Below are 25,832 nucleotides of genomic sequence, written 5' to 3'. Positions count from 1 at the left end.
AGCCTCACACCTTGACCAATATGTTGTGGCAAGCTGCCCAGTGCTCATTGCCGATGACAACCCTCGGCGCAGCGTGATTGCAGCGTCCGGTGGCGCGTTCACAACGTGGGTTGAAGGCACAGCCAGCCGGGGGAGCCGCCATGTTCGGCACCTGCCCCGGGATGAAGCCCAGGGCTTGGGGTCCCTGCCCCAACTTGGGCACGGTGCCCATCAACTTCAGGGTGTAGGGGTGTGCAGGTCGCTTGAACACCTCGCCCACCGGACCGCTCTCCACCACTTCGCCGGCATACATCACCGCCACCCGGTCACAGAGCGAAGCCACTACCCCAAGGTTGTGGGTGATAAACAGAATCGCCAGGTCCTGCTCCCGTGCCAGCTTGCGCAGCAGGGCGATGATCTGCGCCTGCACTGTGACGTCCAGCGCCGTGGTCGGCTCATCGGCGATCAACAGTTTTGGCCGACAGGCCAGCGCCATCGCAATCACCACTCGCTGCAACTGACCGCCAGACATCTGGTGCGGGTACTTGGCTAGCGCTAGAGAGGGGTCGGGCATGCTCACCGCTTCCAGCGAGCTCAGCGCCTCGGCGCGGATTTCTGCCTTACTCAGTTGCCGATGGCAGCCGATGACATCGATCATCTGCCGCCCGACGGTGAAGAACGGGTTGAGCGCCTTCATCGGATTCTGGAAGATCATCGCCGCGCCACCGCCACGCAAAACCGCCAGCTGCGACGCCGACGCGCCGTTAATCTGCTGTCCGGCGACCCTGACACTGCCTCCCAGCCGAGCGGCCTCAGGCATCAATCCAAGGCAGGACATGGCCGTCATTGACTTGCCCGAGCCCGACTCCCCCACCAACCCGAGGATCTCGCCGCGCCTTATCTTAAGGTCGATGCCGCGTACGGCCTGTACGGTCTTGAACAAACCAGGGAAGGATACCGTCAGCCCTTCCACTTCCAGCACCAGGTCTTGAGCTGCGTCGTTATTCGCAGCGGCGAGACGCTCAATAGTCGAATACTGCAAGGATTCGTCGATCATCAGCGCATCCCCTTCTTTGGATCAAGCACATCGCGCAGCCCGTCACCTACCAGGTTGACGGCCAGCACCAGGACAAAAATCGCCACTCCGGGAAACAACACCGTCCAGGGATTCTCGAGTAACTGCGAGCGCGACGCTGCGGCCATCAGCCCCCATTCGATCATGGGCGGCTTGGCCCCCAGCCCGATAAAGCTCAGCGAGGCAGCGGCGAGAATGGTGTAACCAAAGTCCATGGAGCCCTGCACGATCACAGGCGTGGTGGCATTGGGCAGTACATGACGAAGCAAGATACGGCAGTGACTGACGCCCATGGAACGGGCGGCATGGATATAGGTTTCTGAACGAAGCCGTACTACCGCACCGCGCATAATCCTCGCGTACCAGGGAAACCAAGAGACAGCGAGCGCTAACATGGCGTTGGCCAATCCCGATCCCAGCGCAGCGGTGATAGCGATCGGCAACAACAGCGGTGGAAAGGCCAGAAACACATCTGAGAAACGCATCAGCAGCGTATCAACTCGACCACCGAAGTAACCGGAAACAATCCCAATCGGAATCCCGATCAGCATCGCAATCAGAGTCACGCTCACTCCGATGATCAGCGAGGTGCGTGCGCCATAAAGCACCCGTGAAAGAATGTCGCGACCAAACTCGTCGGTGCCCATCCAATGTGCCCAGTTGGGTGCCAGCAATTTCTGGGAAAAGACAATTTTGTTCGGTTCATAAGGTGCAAGCCAGGGAGCGAAGACTGCTGCCAGGATAATCAGCAGCAATAACAGCGCGCCGAATACAAACAACTTGTTATCGCTGGCAAACGCCAAGGCCTTGATACGCCATGATGGGGCTCGCGAGGGCATGGACAGGGATACGTCTTGGATACTCATTGGACTCGCAACCTCGGATCAACAAGGTGATACAAGAGATCAACGATCAGGTTGATCGACAGATACGTCGTGGCCAGCACCAGGGTGGCCCCCATCACAGCGGGGAAATCATTCTGGGCAATCGAAAACACCACGAAGCCGCCCAGGCCGGGCCAATCGAAAACGAACTCAACCACTACCGCACCACCGAGCAGGTAACCGAAGGTCAGGCCCACCACTGTCAGGAGCGGAATCATTGTCGCCTTCAGGGCATAGGCGTAATGGATACGCCACTTGGGTACACCGTAAGAAACGGCCGTACGGATGTACTCCTCGGATAGCACCTCCACCATCATGTTGCGGGTGATCCGGGTGACAGTGGCCAAGGTCACGATGACCAGGGTGAGCACGGGTAGCGTCAGGTGTTTGATGGCGCTCCACAGTGCTACGAAATTACCGGCCAGCAGAGTGTCGATCAGGTAAAAGCCTGTCACACGCTCAAAAGGGCTATCAAGAAGAATGGAAGCATCGATACGTCCTTGCAGGGGCAGCCAGTTGAGCTTGCCGTAGAACAGTAACTGCAAGCCCATGGCCAGGATGAAAACTGGAAACGCCGTCCCGGCGATGGACCCCGCTCGTGCCGCATTGTCGACCACTGAGTTCTGCCGCGCCGCTGAGATGACACCGATCGGCACCCCTAGCACCACCACCCAGAACATCGCCAGGAATGTCAGTTCAAAAGTCGCACCAACCCGCCTGACCACTTCCTCCACCACCGGCCGCCCGGTGCGCAGACTAGTGCCAAAATCACCTCGCAGAAGATCACCGATGTAATTGAAGTATTGGATCGGCAGAGGCTTATCCAACCCCAGTTTTTCCCGTGCGACGGCAATCTGCTCCACCGTGGGGTGGTTTCCCAGCATCATTTCTACCGGGGAACCCGGAAGAGCTCGGCTCAGAACGAAGGTGATGGTCAACACTCCCAAAAGAATGAAGAACATCACTATCAATCGCTGAGCTATATACTTCGCCATTTGGAATACCCCTTGTGGCTAAAAAACTTGACCCTGACTTCTTACGCCCTACATAAAAACCCCAAAAGCGGGTTAACCCTTGAGGGAATGACCAGGCAAATTAACTAACTGCCTGGTTATCGATTTACATGGCAAATCAGGTATTACACGTACCACTTCCTCAAGGACGACTCAGCATTCAGCGATTCAGGTTGTAGTAGAGAATCGCCTCATAAGCAGGATTCAGGCTCTTTTCCATACCCTTGATGTCTTTGCGGGAGACACGTATCTGCTGCACGTCGGCGTACCAGATCGCAGGAGCGTCCTTGGCCAGTAGCTGCTGGGCCTGCACGTACTTTTCAGTAGACTTGGCCCGATCACTGCCTTCTAACGCCGCCGCCTCTTCGATCAACTGATCAAAGTTTGGGTTGCTGTAGTGAGACAGATTGAATAGCGTGGTTTTCTCTGTATGGAACTCACTGAAAAGCCAATCGCTGGGTGTCGGATACGTCGGCCACCAAGCCATAGATTGCATGTTGGGAGCGGTATCCAGCTTCTTTGCCTTATCCCAGATCACACCCCACTCGCCGGGGAGTAACTCCACCTCAACGCCAACCTGAGACGCCGTCGCCTGGAATAGTTCAGCAGCGTTTGCATAGATGCCACTGATGTACTGCATCGAGACCTTCCAGTCCTGCTTAGGTACACCGGAGGCTTCCAACAATTGTCGGGCTTTATCCAGATCGTAAGAGGCCATAGGCACGCTGGCATGCCCCCAGATACTGGTGGGCAAAGGCCCCTTGGGAACGCTGCCGTAACCATGCAAAATATCTTTGGTGACACTTTCATAGTCCCAGAGGTACTGCAGCGCCTGACGAAATGCCAGGTTGTTCGTAGGGTACCTCTGGGTATTGATCAAAAATTGAAAGTTCTTCCACGAAGGCGCGGTGCTCACCTTGATGGAGGGGTTCTCTCCCAACACCTTGAGCTGATCAAGAGGGATATCCCAAGCGACACCGGCCTCGCCATTTTTGATCATCTGGGTACGAGTGGCGGCTTCGGACACGACCTTCACGATAACCCGATCAAATTGCCCTTCTTTCCAACCTCCCCAGTAGCCATCGAATCGCTCAAGCACCACTTGCTGGCCCTGTTCGACCTGCCCAAGTTTGTAGGGACCGGTACCGATGGCGTTGGGAGCCATCATCCAGTCATGACCTTTCTCCACCGCCGCCGGAGCAATGATGTAAGCGGCATACTGACCTGCCGCGATCAGATTGGCCGGAGTGGGACTCTTAAACTTGAGCACTACCGTATCGTCAGCGAGGGCCTCGACGGCATCCAGACCTTTCCATACAAATGCAGCACCCTGTTTCAGCTCCTTGACGTAATCAATGGATTTTTTGACCGCTGCGGCATTAAAGGCCGAACCGTCATGAAATTTAACGCCGTGCCGCAGCTTGAAGGTCCAGGTCTTGCCGTTGTCGCTGCTTTCCCAAGACGTGGCAAGCCCGGGGGAAAACTCCTCAGCACTGCCTGGCGCGTTATATACCACTAGTGTCTCGTAGATATTGCCCAGTACCCGCACTTCCTCCGAAAAGGCCGAGGCTGGATCCCAATCCTTGAAAGAGGCTCGATCAGCGACAACCAAGGTATTGTTTGCCGCATACACCAAACCACTGGTCAATGGCGCAGTAATGGACAGCGCCATCAACCCCGCCATCAATGTTCTTTTGAATTTCATAGGTGTTCCTCTTATTTTTATGGCGGGCGCAGCGGATCACTTGTAGAAACAGGCACTCATTCAACTGGAATGAATAATGTGATTGGCCGTTAACGAAACTGACATTTGAGTGGTGTATGGCATTATCGATCTGCCGCACGGCCAGCTCAATTTCGCGAGCACGAAGAAAAAAACGCCAGGTGACGCCCCAAAGCGTCACCTAGCGTCAATTTTAAAAAAGACTAAAACAGCGGAGGGACGAGGTTGAACTCACCTTCTGATGGATGTACCAGCAGCCGCGACCTCACCTCGTCGGGAATCTCAGGGGCATCAATCGGAAAACAGCTGCAACTGGTGAGAGCGTTACGCAGGTCGATCGATTCGCCTAGGTGCTCAAATACGATATGGGCACCAAAAGGACGGCGGAAATTGTCACCCGAAACGCCGAGTACCAAGCCGTTGAGAAAACGGAAACGACTGCGGTAGGAGGGATAAAGCGCTGACCAGATATAGCCCCGGGACGAGAGGTACTCGCGCTCGACGATGTAAATCAGATCCGATGAGGCAAAGCAGAACCCACGATATTTATTGATGCCGAAACTGTTCAGCTGGTCATCGCCCAGCCTCATCCGCTCGTAGGTTTTACTCAGGATCTTTTCGCCGGAGCGGGTCAAGCGGGTAATCGACTTGATCACCTCCCCCGGCGCGGCAGGCGACATCAAATAGACAAAGTAGTAACCCTGGTACTTCGACAACGCCTGCGCGGAGCTCGGGAAAAAATCGGCTGGTACCGCACTGTCCGGCTCTCGCGCCGTGCGTTGCCTGTTGAGCAGAGCGCGGAAGGATTCATGCTCGGAGAATATTTCCTCCTCATCCACCCCAAAAAAAGTGCAGATCTTGCGCAGGGTAAAGGACGAGGGAGTCGCTTGCGCCCCCAAGTATTTGTTGAACTGCTGGCGGTTGATATCAAGGGAGCGGCACACCTTCGCCACCGACTTATAATATCCGCAGAGAAGGCGCAAGTTTTGACTGAAATCTTGCATCGACTGGGATGAACTGGAACTGACCATAAAGAGTATTCCTAACGCCAGAATTGACAAAATGCTGAACTAATCGTCGCTTGGGGTCACGGCTTCAAAAGCTCAGTGCAAGACAGTGCCTGAAAGTGGCGCTGAAGCTCGGCATTGCCAACCCGTGATCGACGCGAGCATAGAGCCCGACCATAGCGTCTCAACAAATACACAAACTTATCCAGCGATTCCTGACGCCTCGGTAGAATTACCATCGGCTGCATATTTGTAATTCGCGCCTATTACTACCCAAGATGTCACCGCTGTGGTCTTCATTAGCACCACCGGTGCGGGCGAGGCCAGGGTTGGCACGTTGCGCCAGACACCTGCATTGGTGCGGCAGCAGCCGCGCATCATTGGCTACGCATGCGACGCGATCGAGCCCATGCCAGGATGCGGCAGCGAAGCCTAGAGGAGCAGTGAGTCAGCCTGTACCACGTAACGTCGACCGACAAAGGTTTCAGCGCCAGTTAGCGCGCCAGTTAGCGCGCCATGGTGGGTGCCATGTTCCAGGCCGGAGGCATACTGGGGATCATCGTCATCGGCTGGGAAATGGACCGGTTCAAGGCTCATAAAGTGTTGATCGGCACCTTGTCGGGGGCCGCGCTGGTGACGCTGGCAATTGCCAGGCTCGATCTGAATCTATACGGCCTGATGACCCTGGTGTTCCTTCTTGAGTACTGCATCAACTCGACCAACACCAGCTGGACGACCATGGCTGCCAACTACTACCACACACGCATTCGCTTCACGGGGGGATCAGTTGGATGACGGGCGTCGCGGTGTTCGCCGCGGTGTTCGTCGCGTATGACGGCGGTCTGCTGCTGGGCTTGAAATGGAACCCGGAGCAATTGTTCATCCTGCTGATCGTTCCGATCTTCATCGCTGCGGTGGCGGACTGGCTAAAAAACCGCAGCGATCGATCGAACATGACCGGGGTGACGCATTAAGCTAACGCTTTAAACACCCCACTATGCTGTCCTGGATTCCTGCATGAACGTCAATGACGCAAGTTTCGAAGAACTGTTGGACGCCCTGCACGACGGCGTCTACATCACCGACGGCGATGGCAACACACTCAAGGTCAACAAGGCCTACGAACGTTTGACCGGCCTCAATAGTGCCGAACTGGTGGGGCGCTCCATGCAAGTGCTGGTCAATGAAGGGACGATCTCTCAGTCCGCCACCTTGCGGGTTTTACGCGAAGGCTTGCCCGTTTCGGTAATGCAGAGCGTGAGTCATGGGAAAAAGCTGTTGGTCAGCGCAACACCGATCTTCGACAGCGCCAAACGCATCCGTTACGTGGTCAGCACCGTACGCGACATGACCGAGTTATTGCGCATGAAGCATGAGCGTGACGAACTGCATCAGCTCAAACAACTGCGCAACAGCACCGCGCAATTGCATGCCGGTCAACGCGACGAACTGTTGAACTCCCTGCCCGTGGCGGACCAAAAAGTTTCCGGCCGGGTCTTCGCCCTGGCGCGCCAGGTGGCCAGCAGCTCGGTGAAGGTGCTGCTGCAAGGCGAAACAGGTGTCGGCAAGACCCTGGTCGCACAATACATCCACAATGCCGGCCCCCGTGCCAAGGAGCCGTTTCTGGCACTCAATTGTGGTGCGCTGCCGGAGAATCTCATTGAGGCCGAACTGTTTGGCTATGTCCCCGGTGCCTTTACCGGCGCCGGGCCGAAAGGCAAGCGTGGTCTGCTCGAACTGGCCCACCACGGGACGTTGTTTCTGGACGAAATTGGCGACCTGCCGTTACCGGTCCAGGTCAAGCTGCTCAAGGTGATCGAAGAAAATCGCTTCATTCCGGTTGGCGGGCTGGAGCTCAAGGAAGTGGATGTGAGGATCATCAGCGCCACCCATCATGACCTCAAACAGCGGGTGGCACAGGGGCTGTTCCGCGCGGACCTGTACTACCGACTCAACGTCGTCCCCATCCACATTCCCGCCCTGCGCGAGCGCAGTGAGGAAATCCCGGCGCTGCTGCATTTCTACCTGGAGACCTGCAACGGCCGTTACGCACGCCAGGTGCAGTGGAGCCTGGAAGCACTCGACCTGCTGTGTGAGTACGCCTGGCCAGGCAATATCCGTGAGTTGATCAACGTGGTGGAGCGGCTGGTGGTCACCACCCCGGGTGACACCATCGAGGCGCTGGATCTGCCCGAAGAGATACTCAACCTCAGCCCACAGGACACCGACCAGGGCCGCCTGCCGCTGCGCAAGATTGTCGAGAACGCCGAACGCGCGGCGATTCGCGCGGCACTGCGCTTGCACAAGACCACCCGCCTGGCGGCGAAGGCCCTGGGCGTGAGCCAGGCCACCGTGGTGCAAAAAATGAAGCGCTGGGAACACTCTGACTGACAACGTTTGATTAGTATTTGAATCAAACAGCCCCCAGGCGATCAGGATACTGATCGCAACTCCCCTGCACTAATCCCGCCTGTTTCCCGCAAAGCCCCGCCATCCGGGGCTTTGCGCATTCTGGCACGCCATTCGCTATGTCCGGTTGACACGCCCTTGCGCAAACAACAACTACATAGGACGAGCCAATGACTGCCTCAGCGTTCAAAATCGCCAATCGACTGATTACCGGAGAAGCCGCCCTCGAACAGCTATCCGTTGAACTCACCCGCCTGAATATCAACTTTCCGCTCATCGTCACCGATGCGGTGCTGGTCAAGTCCGGCACGGTAGACCTTACCCTTGCGCAATTGGGAGGTCGGCGCTACGGCGTCTTTGATCAGGTCAAGCCTGAACCGGAGATCGCCATCGTAGAAGACTGCACCCGCGCCTTCCACGAAGGCGGCTATGACGGCCTGATCGGCCTCGGAGGCGGCAGCGCCATTGACATCGCCAAAGGCGTCTCGGCCTTCGCCGGGCATGACGGCCCGTTGGCCGAGTTGTTCGGCGTCGACCTGGTCAAGCAAAAGGGCCCTGCCCTGATCGCCATTCCGACCACCGCCGGCACCGGCTCGGAAGTGACCAGCGTCGCGATCTTTTCCGACAAGCAAGCGCAACTGAAAAAGGGCATCGTCAGCGACTACCTGCTGCCGGATGTCGCCCTGGTCAGCCCGGCCATGACCCTGACCTGTCCGCGCAGCGTCACCGCCGCCAGTGGCGTGGATGCCCTGGTCCACGCCATCGAAGCTTATCTGTCGGTAAATCGCTCGCCGATCACCGACGCACTGGCACTGGGCGCCATCAAATTGATCGCCAAGGCCCTGCCCAAGGCTTATGCCAACCCGGCCGACCTGCAAGCTCGCGAAGACATGGCCACCGGTAGCCTCATGGGCGGCATGGCCTTTGGCAATGCCGGCGTCGGCGCGGTGCATGCGTTGGCCTACCCGTTGGGCGGTCGCTTCAACATCGCCCATGGCGTGAGCAATGCCTTGCTGCTGCCGCACGTAATGCAGTGGAACAAGATGGCCTGTGTCGAGCGCTTCCGTGATATCGCCGAAGCGATGGGCCTGCGCGTGTCCCGCCTGAGCGACCAGCAAGCCGCCGATGCCGCTGTGCAGGCCATGGCCGATCTGTGTGAGGCGGTGGAAATTCCCAAAAGCCTGCGCGCCTTTGACGTTCCTGAGGACGCCATCCCGGCCATGGCCGAAGAGGCCTGCAAGATCGAGCGCCTGATGCGCAACAACCCGCGCCGCCTGAGCGCCATCGATATCGAGAAAATCTATCGCTCGGCGTTTTGATTGGGGCCCTCAAACCGTTCAGCGCTCGATGCCCCATCGAGCGCTCACCCTACAAGATCAATAAAACAGGTGCAGCCGATGTCCAGTTCCCCTGAACCACGATACGAAAGTCCGTACATTGCCCTTGGTCCGTTCAAGGTGCGCTTGCCCTTTATCCACTACAAGTTCGAGTTGCCGGACTACCTGCAAGGTTTGCTGATGTGCGCAGTCGACCTGGCGGCGATCCCGCTGATGACCGAATTACTCGGGATGCCATTCGAAGTGGCACTGGCGGTGGTCATGCTCAACGGCTTGCTGTACCTCACCCACCACTTGCTCGGCGACCCGACCGTACCGGGCTGGATCACCCCGGCGGTGCCGCTGTTAATGGCCTATTGCGCAACCTTTCCGGTCGGCCCGGAACGGGTCCATGCCTTGATTGCGTTTCAATTGATGCTCGGCGTGTTCTCCATTGCGCTGGGGGCCACGGGGATGGCGAAACGCGTGTTCACCTACATACCGGCAGCCATGAAATCCGGGATCATCGTCGGCGCGGGCCTGAGTGCCGTGATCGCGGTGTTTCAGGTGGGTGGCAAGTTTGACGCGTTCCCATGGACAATCTCCATCGCGGTGGGCCTGGCGTTCTACCTGATTTTTTCCCAGCACTTCCAGGTACTCAAGCAGAAGAACGCGTTCTGGTGGAATTTCGCCAAGCTCGGCATCCTTCCGATTGTCCTGCTGGCGGTGGTCATCGCGCCACTTTTCAACGAGGCGCCGTGGCCGACCATTAAATGGGGCATCAGCCAGCCGGACTTCATTGGTTTGTGGACCCACTACACGGTGTTCGGTCTCGGCATGCCGCCTTTGTCGATGTTCATCTCGGCAATTCCAACGGTGCTGGCGGTGTACATCATCGTGTTCGGCGACGTGCTCAGCGCCAAGGTACTGCTGGACGAAGCTGAACAGATCCGCACCGACCAGGAGATCGACTACAACCCGGACCGCGCGCACCTGATCTTCGGCGGACGCAACGCCATCATGAGCATCTTCGGCCCCGACGTCGCCATGTGCGGACCGAAGTGGGCAGCCATGCTGGTGGTGATCATCGAACGTTTCAAGGGTGGGCCGAAGGCAATGGGTTCGATCATTGGCGGTGTCGGCTCATTCCGCTGGGGGACCAATACCGGGTTGCTGCTGTTGCCAGTGGTAACCCTGGTGCAACCGATTCTGGGCGTCGCGCTGTCCCTGACCCTGCTGATCCAAGGTTATGTCAGCGTGCGTCTGGGCATCCTGGAAGCGCGAAGCCAGCGTGACCTGGGTATCGCCGGGGTGATCGGCGCGGTGCTGGCAATCAAGGGCGCGAGCTGGGCATTCGCCATCGGCGTGGTGTTGTGCTTGCTGATCTACGGCAAGAACTTTTTCCGTGGCGAAAACGACAGGACCTTTGCCCGTGACCTGAATACGCCAGAGACGTTGCCCGAAACGCCGTTAAAACCGGCCACGGTTCAACGTGTGGCCGAGACGGCGACAGTCGAATAATGCTTCGATCTTCGCTCATGGCGCGCGGCGTAGTGCCGGCGCCATGAACAGGGTCCGCATTTACCACAAATAACCAAACATGACGGGCGCCCCCCTTGAACGTTGGGTAAGGTTAGAACTCATGGGCTGGTGGTTAGGTATGTCGATAGGCCTGAGTCGCGATATGCCACAAAGCCATCCACTTGTGCCATGCAGCGCTACAAGTGTTCCGGCAAAATCGGCCGTCGTATCAGGACGGACGATCGCGCATGCGTGCGTATGGAATACTAGCGCCGAGTGTCTGCAAATAACTACCCGAACGACCATGCCGTCCACCGCTTGTTTCCCTTTATCCATCGTCAGCACTGAAGCACCGAAAAGTTAGGGAACGCGGAGCGCCATCTCAGCTCACTCGAGGGATGACACGAGATTGAAATACACTGCAATTGGGTCGCCAGGTTGCGGAATTGTTCCAGCCCTTCAAACATGCCATACATCTGTGGGCAAACTGTAATAACCCGTTACCAGCCCAATTGCTTGTTAAAACCAAGGGCATCGTAGTAGTCATGCTGCGTGAGAATCTTGCCGTTATCGAGACGTATGAAACTAACGCCCTTAAAGCTGAGTGGGCGCTGAGTGGCTGGGGTCTCGGCACTCCAGGGGCCGGTATTGGTGCCGTTGAACTCCCATTCGAAAGCAATGCTCCCACCGTTGACAATCGGCTCGCCGAGCATTTTCCATTGCAGATCCGGCACCGCCTGCATGAACACCTGAATTACTTGGGACTTTGCGTTTTCGCGGCCAACCTGAGGTGTGCCCACCGAGGCGTCTAGAAACTCAACGTTATCAGAGAAGTACTCGGCCGCGGCATCCGCATTGTGGGCATTCCAAGCCTTCATATAGTCATGGATTACGCTGAGAGTATCGTTTTGGCCTGCCGCAAAACTTGCATGACTGGCCAGAACCAAAAACAGCCCGAACAGTAGTGAGTGGATTCGAGACGTCATAGCCTTCAACCTTATTGTTAGAAGATCAGTTTGCCTGCCGCGCTTAGCGGCAGGCATTGATGTCAGTTAGCGGTTTTTCCAGGCATCCGAAGCTGGTGCCTTGCCCTTTTCATAGGGACGAAACAGGGTCATGTATAGGACACCGACAAGGATGACGATGGCACCGACAAGTGCGATGCCGTAGTTCACGTACCAAGGCGCATCCGGGGTACGCGGCCAGGACATATTGATGATCGCGAACATGCCGTAGCAGAGAGCAGCGATGTTCACTATCCAACCCCAACGCCCCATGGTGAATTGCCCCTTGGGTTTCCACCCACGGATACGGGCGTACAGTGCACCGCCAACAATCATCTGGAACGCCAGGTAAATACCGATGGCGGCAAAGCTCACTACCAGCGCAATAGCGTTCTGAAGGTAGAAGCCTACACACACAATGATCGCGGGCAGCACGCCACACACCACCAGGGCTGCAGTCGGGACGTGTGTCGTAGGCGAGAGTTTTTTCAGCACATTACTGCCCATGAGCATTTCGTCTCGAGCATAGGCATAGAGCAGACGACTGGCGGATGCCTGCAAACTCAGCACGCAGGAAACGAACGAAACCGTAATGACCGCCATGACTACCCGAGAACCCACAGGACCGAACGCGCTGCCGAATATGGTCGACATCGGGTCTTTGTCTTGCCCGGAAATGACCGCAGCCATATCTGGAACTGCAAGGATCAACGCCAGGGCCGCAAAGATCGAGGCGGCGCCGCCGATCCAAATAGTCATCCGCATCGCCTTTGGAACTTGGCGGCTAGGATTAGGGGTTTCCTCGGCAACATCGCCGCAGGCTTCAAAGCCGTAGTAGAGGAACATCCCAGCCAACGAGGCCGTAAGGAAGGCTGGCCAATAGGCCCCATCGATGGAAATGTCAAAGGTGTTGAACAATACGCTCAAGGGTTGGTGGCGCTCGAAGATCAGCAGGTAGCCACCGATCAACAAAGCCCCGACTAGTTCGCAGAGAAAACCGAACATCGCCACCCGCGCCAATAGCTTGGTACCACTGAGATTCAAGACCGTCGCCGTCGCCGTCAAAAATAGCGCGACCAACGTGTTAGTTACCGGCGACGACTCGAAACCTAGTAGGTTTGCGATGTAGGGGCCAGCCCCCAGCGCGACGGCGGCAATGGTGACACACAGAGAGATGGCATAGATCCACCCGACCATCCATGCCCACTTCTTGCCAACCAGACGACGGGCCCAAGGATAGACGCCGCCGGAAATCGGGTATTGAGATACCACTTCGCAAAAAATCAGACACACCAGCATCTGGCCGAACCCCACCAGCAGGTAGGACCAGAACATTGGTGGCCCGCCGGCGGCCAAGCACAGGCCGAACAAGGTGTAGACCCCTACCACCGGGGACAGATAGGTGAATCCAAGGGCAAAGTTCTGCCACAGACTCATACTACGTTCGAAATTTGAGGTGTACCCAAGGGCACGGAGTTGCTCCGCGTCTTGATCTACAGCTACCTTGGCGCTAATTGAGCTGTTCATTGCAACATCCTTCAAAAAGGAATTTGTTTTAATAGGCGTTGATCGGACGGTGCCATCCCATCCGTTGCGCGATTAACCAGAGTTGACTCAGAGTTGTATCCAGGTGGCCTTGATCTCGGTGTACTTATCAAAGGCATGCAGGGATTTATCACGGCCATTACCGGACTGTTTAAAGCCGCCGAACGGCGCCATCATGTCACCGCCGTCATAGAGGTTGACCCAAACACTCCCGGCACGAAGTGCACGGGCCATGTTGTGGGCTCGAGACAGGTCAGACGTCCAGACGGCTGCTGCCAGTCCGTAAGGGGTGTCATTGGCGATGCGTATCGCATCCTCTGCTTGGTCGAATTCGATGACTGACAGTACGGGGCCGAATATCTCTTCCCGGGCGATTTTCATCGAATTGCTGACGTTGTCGAACAGGGTTGGCTCTACGTAACTGCCACCGGTTTCTACCCGTGCCACGCGTCCCCCGAGCAAGAGCCGCGCGCCTTGCGCTTGACCCTCTTCGATGTACTGCATCACCCCATCCAGATGACGGCCGTCAACCATAGCGCCGACGTTGGTATCAGGGTCGAGAGGATGCCCCGGCTTCCAGCCCTTCATGGCCTCGACAACCATCGGTACAAAACGCTCTTTGATCGATGCCTGCACCAGCAAACGTGAACCGGCAGTGCAAACCTCACCTTGGTTGAAGGCGATGGCAGCAGCTGCTGCTTCGGCCGCCACCTGCAGATCGGGGGCATCCGCAAATACGATGTTGGGACTTTTGCCGCCGGCCTCGAGCCAGACTCGCTTCATATTCGACTCACCCGCATAAACCAGTAACTGCTTGGCCACTTGGGTAGACCCGGTAAACGCCAAGGTATCAACGTCACCGTGCAAGGCCAACGCCTTGCCCACGGTGTTGCCATAGCCCGGCAGAACGTTGAGGACACCTGCTGGCAGACCCGCCTCCAGAGCAATCTGTGCAATGCGGATAGCGGTCAGCGGAGAGCGCTCCGAGGGTTTGAGGATCACCGAGTTACCGGCAGCCAGCGCCGGCCCCAACTTCCAGGACGCCATCATCAGTGGGAAATTCCACGGCACGATAGTAGCGACCACTCCAACCGGCTCCCGGGTAACCAGCCCGAGCTGATCGACTGAGGTCGCTGCCACCTCATCGTAGATCTTGTCGATTGCTTCACCGCACCAGCGAATACTGTCAATGGTCCCCGGGAGGTCGACGGACAGCGAATCGGAAATCGGCTTGCCCATGTCCAATGTTTCCAGCAGAGCCAGCTCTTCGGCATGGGCCTGCAACAATTCGGAAAATCGCACCATCACTGCCTTGCGCATTACAGGTGCTTGGCGTGACCAGACGCCGGACTCGAACGCCGACCGGGCGCTGGCTACCGCCAAATCGGCATCCGCCGCATCGCAACTCGCGACCAGGGCAAGCACACGCCCGTCGATAGGACTTATGCACTCGAAGGTTGCACCTGAACTGGCCGACACATATTTGCCATTGATAAAGGCTCGCCCTTCGATGCTCAGCGCCTTGGCTCTGGCTTCCCACTCTGATCGGGTCAACTGACTCATGGTTAAAAGTGCTCCTGGGTTCGGATGGATGCGATCTCAAATCGCCTTAAACATATGGAACCATATCTTTTAACCCGTGAGAACCCCAAAAAAATGAACATTAGGTGATTTTTTTGACTTTTCATGCGCCAAAATTCTAGAATCCACCCACGAATACGTACAAAAATAATATTAAATATGAAATAGAATTTTAAAAGAAACACACATCCGGACGCGCTTGACGCTATATCGGACTATTGCCACAGGCGTAAAACGGCGCCGCCCATGAATGAATCAACCATGAGCCCTACTTCAAGCCTCATACGCCTTAACCAGGAAGGTAAAACGGAGTCTGTTACCCGTCGCCTGATAGAAATGATCGATCTGGGGTTGTTCACAGAAGGCGAACAGCTCCCCAATGAAAGTGCCCTGGCCACCCAGCTCGGCGTCGCCACGGTTACGCTGCGGGACGCGCTGGCAGGCTTGCGAGAGCGCGGGGTTATCGAAACCCGGCGCGGACGCAGCGGGGGGAGCTTCATCTGCGCCGCACCGCAAACCTCAGATCAGGCCCTGTTCAATCAACTGCGTGAATTCAGCACGCTTGAACTGCGTGACCTCGCCGATGAGCACGCTGCCATTTCAGGCGCCGCCGCCCGACTGGCGGCCCAGCGCACCGGGCCTGAGCAACATGCAAAGCTGAGCAGCCTTGTCGACGCCCTGGCCAACGCTCAAGAGCGGCGAGAGCGCCGCCGAGCCGACGCCAGGTTCCATATCGAAATAGCCGTGGCAGCGCAGTCTGTGCGCCTGACTCACAGCGAAGCGCGCTTGCAGGCAGAACTTGGGGAACTGTTATGGCTGCCGTTTGCCGGCCAACCAGACCCACAGGCCGTCGAGCGGGAACATAGAGCTATCCTGGAAGCCATCGTAGCGAACGACGCCAATCTGGCCGGCGCACTGGCAGAAGCACATGTAACACGAGGCGTTCGCCGCCTAAGCACCCTACGACTACAACAAATGGCAGAAGGCGACTAATGAATGGAACGAAACTTGCTGAATTATTCGCTCGCTATGCAGCTCGGTGTCACATACCCCGTCGACTGCAGGCACCGCATTGTCTTCTCTGAGTCATGAGGTAGAGCCATGGCTAACGAAATGTCAGCAAACGAGCTGTCCCAATGTGCCACGTTAATCAATGCTTCCGTAAGTAACGTATTCAAGGGGCTCAACGATATGAGCGCCGCGGTATTGAGCATTTGGGAGCATACGTGTAGCAAAAAGGAGCGCCCCAGCCAAGGCGACCTGAAGCCATTGCTGCCGATTATTCGGCAAATCCTGAACTCGGAGAACCTCAAGTTTCATGGTGCCGGCGTGGTATTCGCTCCTGGTGAGCTGGAAGGCCGCGGAATGCATCTGGAATGGTTGTGCCGAACCCAAAAAGAAGAGATCCAGCCTCTGACGCTGAATTTTAATAGCCGTAGCGACCGCTTCTACGATTACTTACACATGCCGTGGTACACCCGTCCGCAGCAAACCCGGCAACCCTCCATTGATGGCCCGTTTGTGGATTTGTACGGTACGGAGCTGTATATCGTTGCTTTTTCAGTCCCTATTTTTTTTGAAAATCGCTTTGTTGGCGTAGCCGCTGCCGATATTTCTCTACATTCTTTGGAACCCTTGCTCGTGCGCAGCCTCATGCGAGTCAGTAACGAGGCACTGTTGCTTAATGCGGAAGGTCGGGTGCTGGCGGCTAACACACCGAGTTGGCTGGCCGGTGATTTGATCCGAGCCCCCCTGAGCCTGGACAAAGAACAGGGTCGCGTCCTGAGCCTTATCGACACATCGTCATATTGGAGTGTCGTGGAGCGACCTGTCCCAAGGTTTTGATCAAGACTCCATCTTGGTTTGAAGAACCAAAGTTCAACCCATGCGCTGCAGGAAGAATCCCGTTGAATGAAAGCTCCTCCCACGGATGGCAGGAGGTCGCCATGTACTCCGCTACTGAAAGCGGCCCCCATTCTGGCCGCCTGTTCCATCAGGCAATTGCACAAGAGTCATCTCAACCGAGTTGGCAAAGCTGTGCTCTCTCGCCGCGGCGCTGGTAGAGCACCACCTGTAGAAGGAGCCGCAGGTGGTCGCGCAGCCACTGGGGTTCTTCACGAAGTCCGTGAACAACTGAAACAAGCACTCTGACGTTTCATGCCACACATTTTCCTGCCAGCCGGGCCTGTCGCGCCCGACTAAAACCCGCGTCGAGGTCAGATCATTTTTCGAAGAATGGAGCCAGAGGGGTGCACTCAAATCGAGGCCGCTGCAACCGGGATAGCGAGCTCTTTTTCATGAAGATCAAGAGCGTCTTTCCCGGTAATCCGTGAAGAATCATTTTTTACTCACGAAACGAAGATGGTGGCGCGACCAGTACTTGGGCCGCGCCGATGATCGATACACCTTCATGACACCGAGATGCGCTATCAGGAGTTGTGCGTATAGCCTTCCCACTGATGCCACATGCTTTGGTTGACACCCAGACCAAACCAACGGTCAGTGTCGTCGAGTGCACGGCTGAACGTATCAACCACGAACTGTATTTCTTCTGTCGTGGATATCAGTGGTGGACAGAATGCGATCGAGTCTCCCATCGCCCTTGTGATCATGCCGTACTCCTGCGCACGTCCCGCCAGGTAGCGCCCCAGCTTCCCAACCGTATCCAGCGGCTCCTTTGTCCGACGATCCGCAACGAGCTCTACAGCGGCGATCAGTCCACAGCCCCTGACCTCCCCTACCAACGGATGATCAGCAAATTGAGCCAGTCCGGCCTGAAGTTGTTCGCCCAACTCGCAGGCGCGCTCGACAAGCCGATCTTCCTGGATGATTTTTATGTTTTCCAGCGCAACTGCAGTCGCAACCGGGTGGCCGCTGCCGGTGAAGCCATGGCCCAGAGTACCGAATGTGTGGCTCTGATCGGCGATCCCCTCGAAGACCTTATCGTTGATCAGGACTGCCGCGATCGGTTGATACGAAGAAGATAGTTGCTTGGAAACCACCATGACATCCGGCTTGATACCGAAGGTTTCGCAGCCAAACATTTTACCGGTACGACCAAAGCCGCAAATCACTTCATCCGCAACGACCAGCACGTCATATTTGCGGCACACCGCTTGAACCTTGTCCCAATATGTGCACGGAGGCACGATCACGCCGCCCGCCCCCATCAGCGGTTCGCCGTAAAAAGCGGCTACGGTTTCCGGGCCCTCCCGGAGGATGACATTTTCCAGTTCGGTTGCCAGGCGATCAGCAAATTGTTCATCGGTCTCGCCAGGTTTGGCATTGCGATAGTGGTGCGGACAAGCAACGTGAAAGAAGCCGGGCAACGGCACGTCAAAACCACGTTGGTTCACCTGCAGCCCGGTTAAACTGGCGCTGACAGCAGTAATGCCGTGATACGCATTGTGACGGCTGATGAACTTCTTTTTGCCAGGCTTGCCGATGGCATTGTTGCGATACCAGATCATCTTGACGACGGTGTCGTTGGCTTCAGAGCCTGAGTTAGTGAAGAAGACTTTGCTCATCGGCACCGGGGCGAGCTCGATCAGCTTCTCGGCCAATTCGATACTGGGCGTGTGAGCCTTGTGGCTGAAGAGGTGATAAAAGGGCAGTTTACGTAGCTGTTGCTCTGCCGCCTTGATCAGACGCTCATTACTGAAACCCAGCGCCACACTCCAAAGACCCGACATCGCTTCAAGATAACGCTTGCCCTGATTGTCATAGACGTAAACGCCTTCGCCACGCTCGATAATCAGCGGGCCTACTTCCTGGTGCAGTCGCGCATCCGTGTAGGGGTGCAGTTGATGCTGAACATCCTTTTCGGCGAGCGAAAGATACGAGCGATTCATGTTAAGGAACTCCGGGGAATGGCGGCCATATGGCGTTGTTACAGGCTTTGGTGGGTGTTCATCTCCACCCCTCTTGACGCTTGATGAATGTCCGCCGTGATCACACGCCGATACAGAGGTATTTGATTTCCAGGTAGTCCTCAATGCCGTACTTGGAGCCTTCACGGCCCAAACCCGAGGCCTTGATGCCACCGAACGGCGCCACTTCGTTGGAGATGATCCCGGTGTTGACGCCGACAATGCCGTACTCCAGCGACTCGCCCACACGGAACACACGGCTCAGGTCGCGTGCATAGAAATAGGAGGCCAGGCCGAACTCGGTGTCGTTGGCCATGGCGATCACATCGGCTTCATCCTTGAAGCGGAACAGCGGCGCCAGTGGGCCGAAGGTTTCTTCCTTGGCGACGGCGGCGTTGCGCGGAACATCGACCAGCACGGTCGGCTCAAAGAAGGTCCCGCCCAGGGCGTGCGGCTTGCCACCGGCGACCACGCGAGCGCCTTTGCTCACAGCGTCTTCAATGTGTTCCTGAACCTTGGCCATGGCTTTGGCGTCGATCAGGGGGCCGGTGGTGATGCCGTTTTCCAGGCCATTACCAATGTTCAACTTGGCCACGGCTGCGGTGAGTTTTTCGACGAAGGCGTCGTAGATACCGTCCTGTATATACAGACGGTTGGCGCAGACGCAGGTCTGGCCGTTGTTGCGGTACTTCGAGATCAACGCCCCCTCGATAGCGGCGTCCAGGTCGGCATCATCGAAGACGATGAAGGGTGCATTGCCGCCCAGTTCCAGCGACACCTTCTTGATGTCCTTAGCGCACTCGATCATCAGCCGGCGGCCGATTTCGGTGGAGCCGGTGAAGGTCAGCTTGCGCACGAGCGGGTTACCGGTCAGCTCGCTGCCGATTTCGCCGGCACTGCCGGTGACCACGCTGAACACGCCTTTCGGAATGCCGGCGCGCTCGGCCAGCTCGGCCAAGGCCAGGGCCGAGTAAGGCGTTTGCGAGGCCGGCTTGAGGACCATGGTGCAGCCGGCGGCCAGGGCCGGACCGGCCTTGCGGGTGATCATCGCCGAAGGGAAGTTCCACGGAGTGATGGCGGCGGTGACACCGATCGGCTGCTTGAGCACCATCAGGCGCTTGTCGACCTGGTGACCGGGGATCATGTCGCCATACACGCGCTTGGCCTCTTCGCCGAACCACTCCAGAAAGGAAGCGGCATAAGCGATTTCGCCACGGGACTCGGTTAGTGGCTTGCCTTGCTCCAGGGTCATCAGGCGGGCCAGGTCTTCCTGGTTGGCCATCATCAGGTCGAACCACTTGCGAAGCTTGTTGGCGCGCTCCTTGGCGGTCAGGGCGCGCCAGGCCGGTAGCGCCTTGTCAGCGGCTTCAATGGCACGACGGGTTTCGGTCGCCCCCATCTTCGGCACGCTGCCAATGATTTCACCGGTGGCCGGGTTGTTGACCATGAGGGTCTGGCCACTGTCAGCATCTGCCCAGGCACCGTCGATATAGGCTTGCTGGCGAAACAGTTTCTGATCGTTGAGTTGCACGCGAAATTCCTCATTAGCGGGTTGCGCCGGAAGCCGCCATCGGGGCGGTCCGAGTGGAGTTGGCAGGTTTGACAAAACTGACACCGGCACTTGCTAGTTGCTCACGGACCTTGTCGACGATGTATGCGCCGATCGGGATGGCGGAGGTCGCTGCAGGCGACGGGGCGTTGCAGACGCTGACGCTACGGGCAGTGTTGACGAACAGGAAATCGTCGATCAACTTGCCGCCAAGCGAGACCGCCTGTGCGCGCACACCGGCCGGGTAGGCGGTGAGGTCGCTCTTGTTGATGCTCGGGCAGTACTTCTGCACTTCCTTCAGGTAGCCGCCCTTGAACAGTGAGTTTTTCATCTCGATCAGACCGGGGCGCAGGTTCTTCATCAGCACCTTCAGAATGCCCGGGGTGGTCAGGGTTTCGAACATGTCCGACAGCGAAAAATCGGTCTTGCGATAGCCTTCGCGCTTCATCGCCAGCACTGCGTTGGGGCCGACAGTGACGGTGCCGTCGATCATGCGGGTCAGGTGCACGCCGAGAAATGGCATGGACGGATCCGGGATCGGATAGATCAGGTGGTTGACGATCTGATTATGCTGTTTGGGCAGCAGGTAATACTCACCGCGGAACGGGCAGATGATGAAGTTGGGCTTGATCCCGAGCATGCGCACCACGCGGTCAGCCATCAGGCCCGAGCAGGTGATCAGGAAGCGCCCGTGGTGCTCCAGCGTGTCGGTGCGGACCACGACTTCATTGGGACGCTCGTCGATGGCGACGACTTCGCTGTTGTAGCGGATCTCACCACCGGAGGCTTCGAATTCTCGGCCCATGGCCGCGGTGACTTCGGCGTAGTTCACGATGCCGCTCGACGGCACAAAGATACCGCCCAGGCCGACGATGTTCGGCTCGCGCTCGCGCAGCTCGGCGGCCGACAGCCATCCACGCCTCAGCCCATTGGCTTCGGTGCGGTCCCACAACGCGCTCATGCGCTGCATTTCCAGCTCATTGGTGGCCACCAGCAGCTTGCCGCACTCGTCGTAACGGATGCCGTGCTTGTCGCAGAAGGCCTTGGTGGCCTTGTTGCCCTCCAGGCAGAAGCGCGCCTTCAGGCTGCCCGGGGTGTAGTAGACGCCGGCATGGATTACGCCACTGTTGTGGCCGGTCTGGTGCTTGGCCGGGCCGGACTCTTTCTCTAGCAGGAGGATTTTTGCGTCCGGGTAAACCTGGGCCAGTTGCATGGCCGTGGACATACCCACAATGCCGCCACCGATGATGATGAAGTCGTACGCAGCCATTAGCTTGCACCCACCTGTATTACGTTTTTGTTAGAAGCGCGATAAGGGCCACATGAGGTGGCCCTCGTCACTTCAGCGTTTGGCAAACCTTACTGGCCGCGCTGGTACATGGTTTTTTGGTAACTGATGTAGCCGCGCTGACGCATCAGCTCACGACGCAGGCCCGGGTGGGCGGTGAAGCGGTCACGGCCGTGCAGCCAGAACATGTTGTTGACGAGCACGAAGCTTCCGACCGGCACCGGTACCGAAACCTTCTCCTGACTGCCTTCCAGGGATTCGCTCATGGCGGTCAGCCAAATGCCTTCCTCGAAGTCCTTGGGCTGCACGAACTGGTCGATGTAGCGCATTGTCGGGCGGCCTTCGGCGTCGTTGTCGAACACCGCATGGAACACGTCTTCACGCACGTTCTTGCTCGGTGGCGCGGTGAAGCGCATTTCACGGCGGGCTAGCGGATGCGTGTAGTAGTGATTCAGGTCTCCCCAATCGTCCAGGTGCAGCAGCAGGGTGTTGCCGCCCTCCATGTTCTGCTCGTCGATCTTCATCATCAGCACATAGTCAGTGCGCTCCTGAACAAATGTGCCGTCGTTGTGCAGTTCCATGACCCGGTGTGGCTGGCGCAGGTAGCTGTCGGAGTTGTCGGTGTTGACCACTGCAAAGCGCGCGTAGAACTGGCCGCTCATGGCATCGAAGTTGGAGCGACCGATCAAGTGCGCGACGGCCGAGGAAAACTTGACCATGTCATCGGCCTGGGACACTTCGTTCAACCCCTCCGGCGTGATCAGCATGCCGCCGGTGGCGCGGTCGAGAATGGTGTTGATCAACACCGGGCGCAGGGTGCCTTCGCACAGCTCGTCAAGTATCTGGCCAACCCGGAAGCGCAGGAACGATTTGTACTCCAGAGCCTGGACCGGCCATTGCGTCACCGCCTTTATGAACGCGTCGACGGTTTGCTTGGCAAATTTCAGCTCAAGCAGGCGCGGTGACTGGCTGGAAGGGGTGAGAGTGAAACCCTTGCACTCCGATGGCAGTGGCATCACAAGGTCCTGAATTTGCGTAAAGGCGTTCATGGCAGTTCCTGGGCAGAAGGTAGGGATTGGCCCCTCCAGCATTGATGCGGATCAGGCTCAGAGCAAAAATATCGTCATAAATTTAAAATGTCTACATTTTTATTTATGATCGACAAAACACCATTCCGTCTTATGTTTTTCGTATGACAGATGTTTAGGTATGATTGGACCTTGTCGTTTTCAGGAGCAGTACCTTTGGATAGCCTCACCCCCAAGCAGAACTCTGCATTCAGCGGGTATGAGCGACTCAAACAGGACATCATTCGCGGGGTCTTCAAGCCCGGAGAGAAGCTCCTCATGAGCGGGCTCAAGGAGCGTTATGACTTGGGGGTTGGCCCGCTGCGAGAGGCGCTTTCGCAATTGGTGGCCGAACATCTGGTGGTGGTGATCAGCCAGAAGGGCTACCGGGTCGCGCCCATGTCGTTGAAAGAAATGCAAGACATCTACGATGCCCGCGCCAACCTCGAGGCGATGATCGTAGGCTTGGCCATTGAGCGCGGTGACGACGCTTGGGAGGCGCAGATCCTTGCCCAGTCCCATACCCTCTCGAAAGTTATGGATGTCAAAACCCGAGAGCAGGTCTTGGATGTCTGGGACGAACGGCACAAGGCCTTCCATACGGCTATCGCCGCCGGTTGTGGCTCAAAACACCTGTTACAGGCGCGCGGTTATCTGTTTGACCAGGCCGAACGCTACCGCCACCTTTGGCTGACCCGGACGGTCTTCTCCGAAGAAGCCCTGGCGTTGAAGCGCAAGGAACATGCCGCGTTGGTTGAAGCTATTCTGGCGCGCGATGCGCCACGGGCCAGCACCATGATGCGCACTCACTTGATGACGCCGGTGCCGATCATCGCTGAGATCATGCTAGTGCAGGGAATGGGCAGCGCCGCATGAATTTGAGATTGAACGGGTCAGCTGAAGTGAGCATACCCGTCCACTCTAGCTGAAGTATCGGTGACGCATGCCCCCTCCCGTTGTGCACACCCTCAAAACAAAGTAACAGTCGCTCATGTAACCGGGGAGCGCTGCCCGTCGGATGAGCGGAGAAGACATAAAGCGCGAACCGACGCGTTGCATTTGAAACTGCGGCCAGGCGCTGCAATTTCACGCGCGCCGCAGAGGAACAGCTAATTTCACAACCGGCGATCAACCGTCAGATCAAGGAGCTTGAACACACCCTTGGGGTTTCACTGTTTGTCCGGTTTGGCACACGCCTGGAACTCACTGACGCGAGGAGGAAACTGCTCATTTCAGTGACGGCTGCTTTCAACAACATCGAGAACACAGCCTTGGCATTGCGCCCTGCGGTGGAAGAAAGTGGCGTGGTCAGGCTGCGTACCAGTGTCGCAGCGTCAAACTGGCTGTTACCCGTACTCAGCGACTTCTACGCAGCCAATCCAGATGTCTTGCTGAAGCTGGAAAAGGTGATCCTGCCTGTCGCGAGCCCAGAATTCTTGCGTCAGCATTCGATCAAGAAGATTGAAGACCTTTGCTCTGTTCCGCGTCTGCAGCTAGCCAACCACCACAGTCCCTTAATGGACTGGAGGCAATGGTTACCGAACCAGGAACTGGATAAGCCCATTCCCACTTTGGTGAGGTCTTACTCAACTTATTCAACCCTGTTGGATGCCGCCATTTATGGCCATGGCGTGGCACTCGGCTGGAAGTACTATGCTGCTGAGGCACCAGAACGAGGGGAGTTGTGGCCGGTTCTACTATTGAGGAAAACAAACCGCCTGAAGGAGTTCCTCGTGGTCAATCGACAGCACATGAGTAAACCGCATGTGATGAGAACCTCCGAGTGGATTAGGGCATACGCTGAAGCGACCAGAGTTAGGTTCAGCAACCTATAAGCAGTTTTACTTCCGTATCAATTGCTACTCGAAGCAGAATTTATCGTCGGTGTGTGATGTGAGAAATGTCAGAAGCTCTTTCGTTTTTGAGGGTCAAACTGCTGCTCATTGAAAGCAGCAATCGAGCCAAAGCATTTGGTCGCGATCGGTAACCATCGGGCAATGGAGCCACTAACGTTCACAGAGATACATCCAAATACCGCCATCTCACTCTTACACAGGCACCAACGCCCACGGCACAGATAGCGATCTTAATCTCACCGTCGAAGATTCCACCCAGAGCCAGTCGTTTTGTAGGGGTAAAAACGACCAAAAATAAAAAGGGGTCGCGAGATAAAATCTCGCAACCCCTTGAATTATATGGTCGGGACGGAGTGATTCGAACACTCGACCCCTAGCACCCCATGCTAGTGCGCTACCGGACTGCGCTACGCCCCGACTAGGCGTGAAACTCGTCCCTCTCCTCGAGGAACGCTCAAGAATATATCGCAAGCTTTTGAAAACTGGAAGTATTTAAAAGCGAGAATTTATTTCTTGAGCACCACCAGAACATCTTCGAGCTCGGCGATCATCTGGCGGATCATTTGCTTGTATTGGGTGGTGTCGTCTTTGGCTTCATCACCGGACAAACGCAAGCGCGCTCCGCCGATGGTGAACCCCTGATCGTAAAGAAGCGCGCGGATCTGCCGGATCATCAGCACGTCCTGGCGCTGATAATACCGGCGGTTTCCGCGGCGTTTGACAGGGTTGAGTTGAGGAAACTCCTGCTCCCAGTAGCGCAGCACGTGCGGTTTGACCGCACACAGCTCGCTGACTTCACCAATGGTGAAGTAGCGTTTGCCCGGGATGACGGGGAGTTCGTCGTTATGACTTGGTTCCAGCATAAGCCTCAACTCGGGCCTTCAACTTCTGCCCTGGACGAAAGGTGACCACACGGCGAGCCGTGATCGGGATTTCTTCCCCCGTTTTCGGATTGCGGCCAGGCCGCTGGCGTTTGTCCCGAAGGTCGAAATTGCCGAAACCGGACAATTTGACTTGTTCGTTGTCTTCGAGAGCGTGCCTGATTTCTTCAAAAAACAGTTCGACCAATTCCTTGGCCTCCCGTTTGTTCAGGCCCAGCTCTTCATACAGACGTTCCGCCATCTCAGCTTTCGTCAGAGCCCCCAT

At 56.9% G+C, this 25,832-nt stretch carries 23 protein-coding genes, 1 tRNA gene and 1 pseudogene; 9 read left to right on the top strand and 16 right to left on the bottom strand.

Going from position 1 to position 25,832, the window contains the following annotated elements; translation table 11 throughout:
- Positions 1-4 precede the first annotated feature (4 nt).
- From AB4O40_RS27920 to AB4O40_RS27895, 6 genes and pseudogenes are all read right to left on the bottom strand, one after another.
- Complete coding sequence (locus tag AB4O40_RS27920) at positions 5-1,036, bottom strand: ABC transporter ATP-binding protein (protein WP_223541023.1); 1,032 nt, start codon at positions 1,034-1,036, stop codon at positions 5-7.
- Positions 1,036-1,920: an ABC transporter permease gene (locus tag AB4O40_RS27915; protein WP_223541022.1), complete on the bottom strand. Its 885-nt coding sequence runs from the start codon at positions 1,918-1,920 to the stop codon at positions 1,036-1,038. The genes AB4O40_RS27920 and AB4O40_RS27915 overlap by 1 nt, the downstream gene beginning before the upstream one ends.
- Positions 1,917-2,933 carry an ABC transporter permease gene (locus AB4O40_RS27910; RefSeq protein WP_056723400.1) on the bottom strand — a complete coding sequence of 339 codons (1,017 nt, stop codon included), beginning with the start codon at positions 2,931-2,933 and terminating at the stop codon, positions 1,917-1,919. Before AB4O40_RS27910 ends, AB4O40_RS27915 begins: the two co-directional genes overlap by 4 nt.
- A 178-nt stretch (positions 2,934-3,111) precedes the next feature.
- Positions 3,112-4,656 (bottom strand): ABC transporter substrate-binding protein, encoded by a 1,545-nt coding sequence (locus AB4O40_RS27905; RefSeq protein ID WP_223541021.1) that lies wholly within the window; start codon positions 4,654-4,656, stop codon positions 3,112-3,114.
- Between the two features lie 221 nt (positions 4,657-4,877).
- Positions 4,878-5,705 carry a helix-turn-helix domain-containing protein gene (locus AB4O40_RS27900; protein WP_159389616.1) on the bottom strand — a complete coding sequence of 276 codons (828 nt, stop codon included), beginning with the start codon at positions 5,703-5,705 and terminating at the stop codon, positions 4,878-4,880.
- Between the two features lie 253 nt (positions 5,706-5,958).
- Positions 5,959-6,149 (bottom strand): annotated as a pseudogene (locus tag AB4O40_RS27895) (P1 family peptidase); the annotation flags it as partial.
- A gap of 60 nt (positions 6,150-6,209) precedes the next feature.
- Here AB4O40_RS27895 and AB4O40_RS27890 point away from each other — a divergent pair.
- The 5 genes from AB4O40_RS27890 to AB4O40_RS27870 all read left to right on the top strand — a co-directional run bounded on the left by AB4O40_RS27890 (position 6,210) and on the right by AB4O40_RS27870 (position 10,927).
- The gene (locus tag AB4O40_RS27890; protein ID WP_223541036.1) at positions 6,210-6,476 is read left to right on the top strand and encodes an MFS transporter; all 267 of its coding nucleotides are present in this window, start codon (positions 6,210-6,212) and stop codon (positions 6,474-6,476) included.
- Complete coding sequence (locus tag AB4O40_RS27885) at positions 6,473-6,655, top strand: hypothetical protein (RefSeq protein WP_223541020.1); 183 nt, start codon at positions 6,473-6,475, stop codon at positions 6,653-6,655. Before AB4O40_RS27890 ends, AB4O40_RS27885 begins: the two co-directional genes overlap by 4 nt.
- Positions 6,656-6,698: 43 nt before the next feature.
- The gene (locus AB4O40_RS27880; RefSeq protein ID WP_223541019.1) at positions 6,699-8,072 is read left to right on the top strand and encodes a sigma-54 interaction domain-containing protein; all 1,374 of its coding nucleotides are present in this window, start codon (positions 6,699-6,701) and stop codon (positions 8,070-8,072) included.
- A gap of 188 nt (positions 8,073-8,260) precedes the next feature.
- On the top strand, positions 8,261-9,409 hold the full coding sequence (locus AB4O40_RS27875) for an iron-containing alcohol dehydrogenase (RefSeq protein ID WP_223541018.1): 1,149 nt from the start codon (positions 8,261-8,263) through the stop codon (positions 9,407-9,409).
- A gap of 78 nt (positions 9,410-9,487) precedes the next feature.
- Positions 9,488-10,927, top strand: a complete 1,440-nt coding sequence (locus AB4O40_RS27870) for a hypothetical protein (RefSeq protein ID WP_223541017.1) — start codon at positions 9,488-9,490, stop codon at positions 10,925-10,927.
- A gap of 500 nt (positions 10,928-11,427) precedes the next feature.
- Here AB4O40_RS27870 and AB4O40_RS27865 read toward each other — a convergent pair whose 3' ends face one another.
- The 3 genes from AB4O40_RS27865 to AB4O40_RS27855 form a co-directional block, all read right to left on the bottom strand.
- A complete protein-coding gene (locus AB4O40_RS27865) occupies positions 11,428-11,913 on the bottom strand; it encodes an ester cyclase (protein WP_223541016.1) in 486 nt (161 codons plus the stop codon).
- A gap of 66 nt (positions 11,914-11,979) precedes the next feature.
- Complete coding sequence (locus tag AB4O40_RS27860) at positions 11,980-13,458, bottom strand: APC family permease (protein WP_150727167.1); 1,479 nt, start codon at positions 13,456-13,458, stop codon at positions 11,980-11,982.
- Between the two features lie 87 nt (positions 13,459-13,545).
- Positions 13,546-15,039, bottom strand: coding sequence for an aldehyde dehydrogenase (locus AB4O40_RS27855; protein ID WP_460057011.1), 1,494 nt, complete (start codon positions 15,037-15,039; stop codon positions 13,546-13,548).
- 279 nt (positions 15,040-15,318) lie between these two features.
- On the opposite strand from AB4O40_RS27855, the gene AB4O40_RS27850 reads away from it, so the two are divergent.
- Both AB4O40_RS27850 and AB4O40_RS27845 read left to right on the top strand, forming a co-directional pair.
- Positions 15,319-16,050, top strand: a complete 732-nt coding sequence (locus AB4O40_RS27850; protein ID WP_223502639.1) for a FadR/GntR family transcriptional regulator — start codon at positions 15,319-15,321, stop codon at positions 16,048-16,050.
- Between the two features lie 108 nt (positions 16,051-16,158).
- Positions 16,159-16,902: a PDC sensor domain-containing protein gene (locus AB4O40_RS27845; RefSeq protein ID WP_223541014.1), complete on the top strand. Its 744-nt coding sequence runs from the start codon at positions 16,159-16,161 to the stop codon at positions 16,900-16,902.
- A gap of 584 nt (positions 16,903-17,486) precedes the next feature.
- Here AB4O40_RS27845 and AB4O40_RS27840 read toward each other — a convergent pair.
- From AB4O40_RS27840 to glaH, 4 genes are all read right to left on the bottom strand, one after another.
- The gene (locus AB4O40_RS27840) at positions 17,487-18,908 is read right to left on the bottom strand and encodes an aspartate aminotransferase family protein (RefSeq protein ID WP_223541013.1); all 1,422 of its coding nucleotides are present in this window, start codon (positions 18,906-18,908) and stop codon (positions 17,487-17,489) included.
- A 100-nt stretch (positions 18,909-19,008) separates the two neighbouring features.
- On the bottom strand, positions 19,009-20,457 hold the full coding sequence (gene gabD, locus AB4O40_RS27835; protein ID WP_223541012.1) for an NADP-dependent succinate-semialdehyde dehydrogenase: 1,449 nt from the start codon (positions 20,455-20,457) through the stop codon (positions 19,009-19,011).
- Between the two features lie 13 nt (positions 20,458-20,470).
- Positions 20,471-21,745, bottom strand: a complete 1,275-nt coding sequence (gene lhgO / locus AB4O40_RS27830; RefSeq protein WP_223541011.1) for an L-2-hydroxyglutarate oxidase — start codon at positions 21,743-21,745, stop codon at positions 20,471-20,473.
- Between the two features lie 89 nt (positions 21,746-21,834).
- Positions 21,835-22,812 carry a glutarate dioxygenase GlaH gene (gene glaH, locus AB4O40_RS27825; protein ID WP_056723351.1) on the bottom strand — a complete coding sequence of 326 codons (978 nt, stop codon included), beginning with the start codon at positions 22,810-22,812 and terminating at the stop codon, positions 21,835-21,837.
- A 195-nt stretch (positions 22,813-23,007) separates the two neighbouring features.
- Between glaH and csiR the strand changes: the two genes are divergently transcribed.
- Both csiR and AB4O40_RS27815 read left to right on the top strand, forming a co-directional pair.
- Positions 23,008-23,706, top strand: coding sequence for a DNA-binding transcriptional regulator CsiR (gene csiR / locus AB4O40_RS27820; protein ID WP_223541010.1), 699 nt, complete (start codon positions 23,008-23,010; stop codon positions 23,704-23,706).
- A 359-nt stretch (positions 23,707-24,065) separates the two neighbouring features.
- Positions 24,066-24,665 (top strand): type 2 periplasmic-binding domain-containing protein, encoded by a 600-nt coding sequence (locus tag AB4O40_RS27815; RefSeq protein WP_223541009.1) that lies wholly within the window; start codon positions 24,066-24,068, stop codon positions 24,663-24,665.
- Between the two features lie 361 nt (positions 24,666-25,026).
- Here the strand turns inward: AB4O40_RS27815 and AB4O40_RS27810 are convergent.
- The 3 genes from AB4O40_RS27810 to ihfA form a co-directional block, all read right to left on the bottom strand.
- Positions 25,027-25,103, bottom strand: a tRNA-Pro gene (locus AB4O40_RS27810).
- Between the two features lie 89 nt (positions 25,104-25,192).
- The gene (locus AB4O40_RS27805) at positions 25,193-25,549 is read right to left on the bottom strand and encodes a MerR family transcriptional regulator (protein WP_003179985.1); all 357 of its coding nucleotides are present in this window, start codon (positions 25,547-25,549) and stop codon (positions 25,193-25,195) included.
- Positions 25,530-25,832: an integration host factor subunit alpha gene (gene ihfA / locus AB4O40_RS27800; protein ID WP_002553164.1), complete on the bottom strand. Its 303-nt coding sequence runs from the start codon at positions 25,830-25,832 to the stop codon at positions 25,530-25,532. The genes AB4O40_RS27805 and ihfA overlap by 20 nt, the downstream gene beginning before the upstream one ends.

Source organism: Pseudomonas sp. S2_F07 (assembly GCF_054668325.1).
This window is presented reverse-complemented; position numbering and strand designations above follow the sequence as displayed.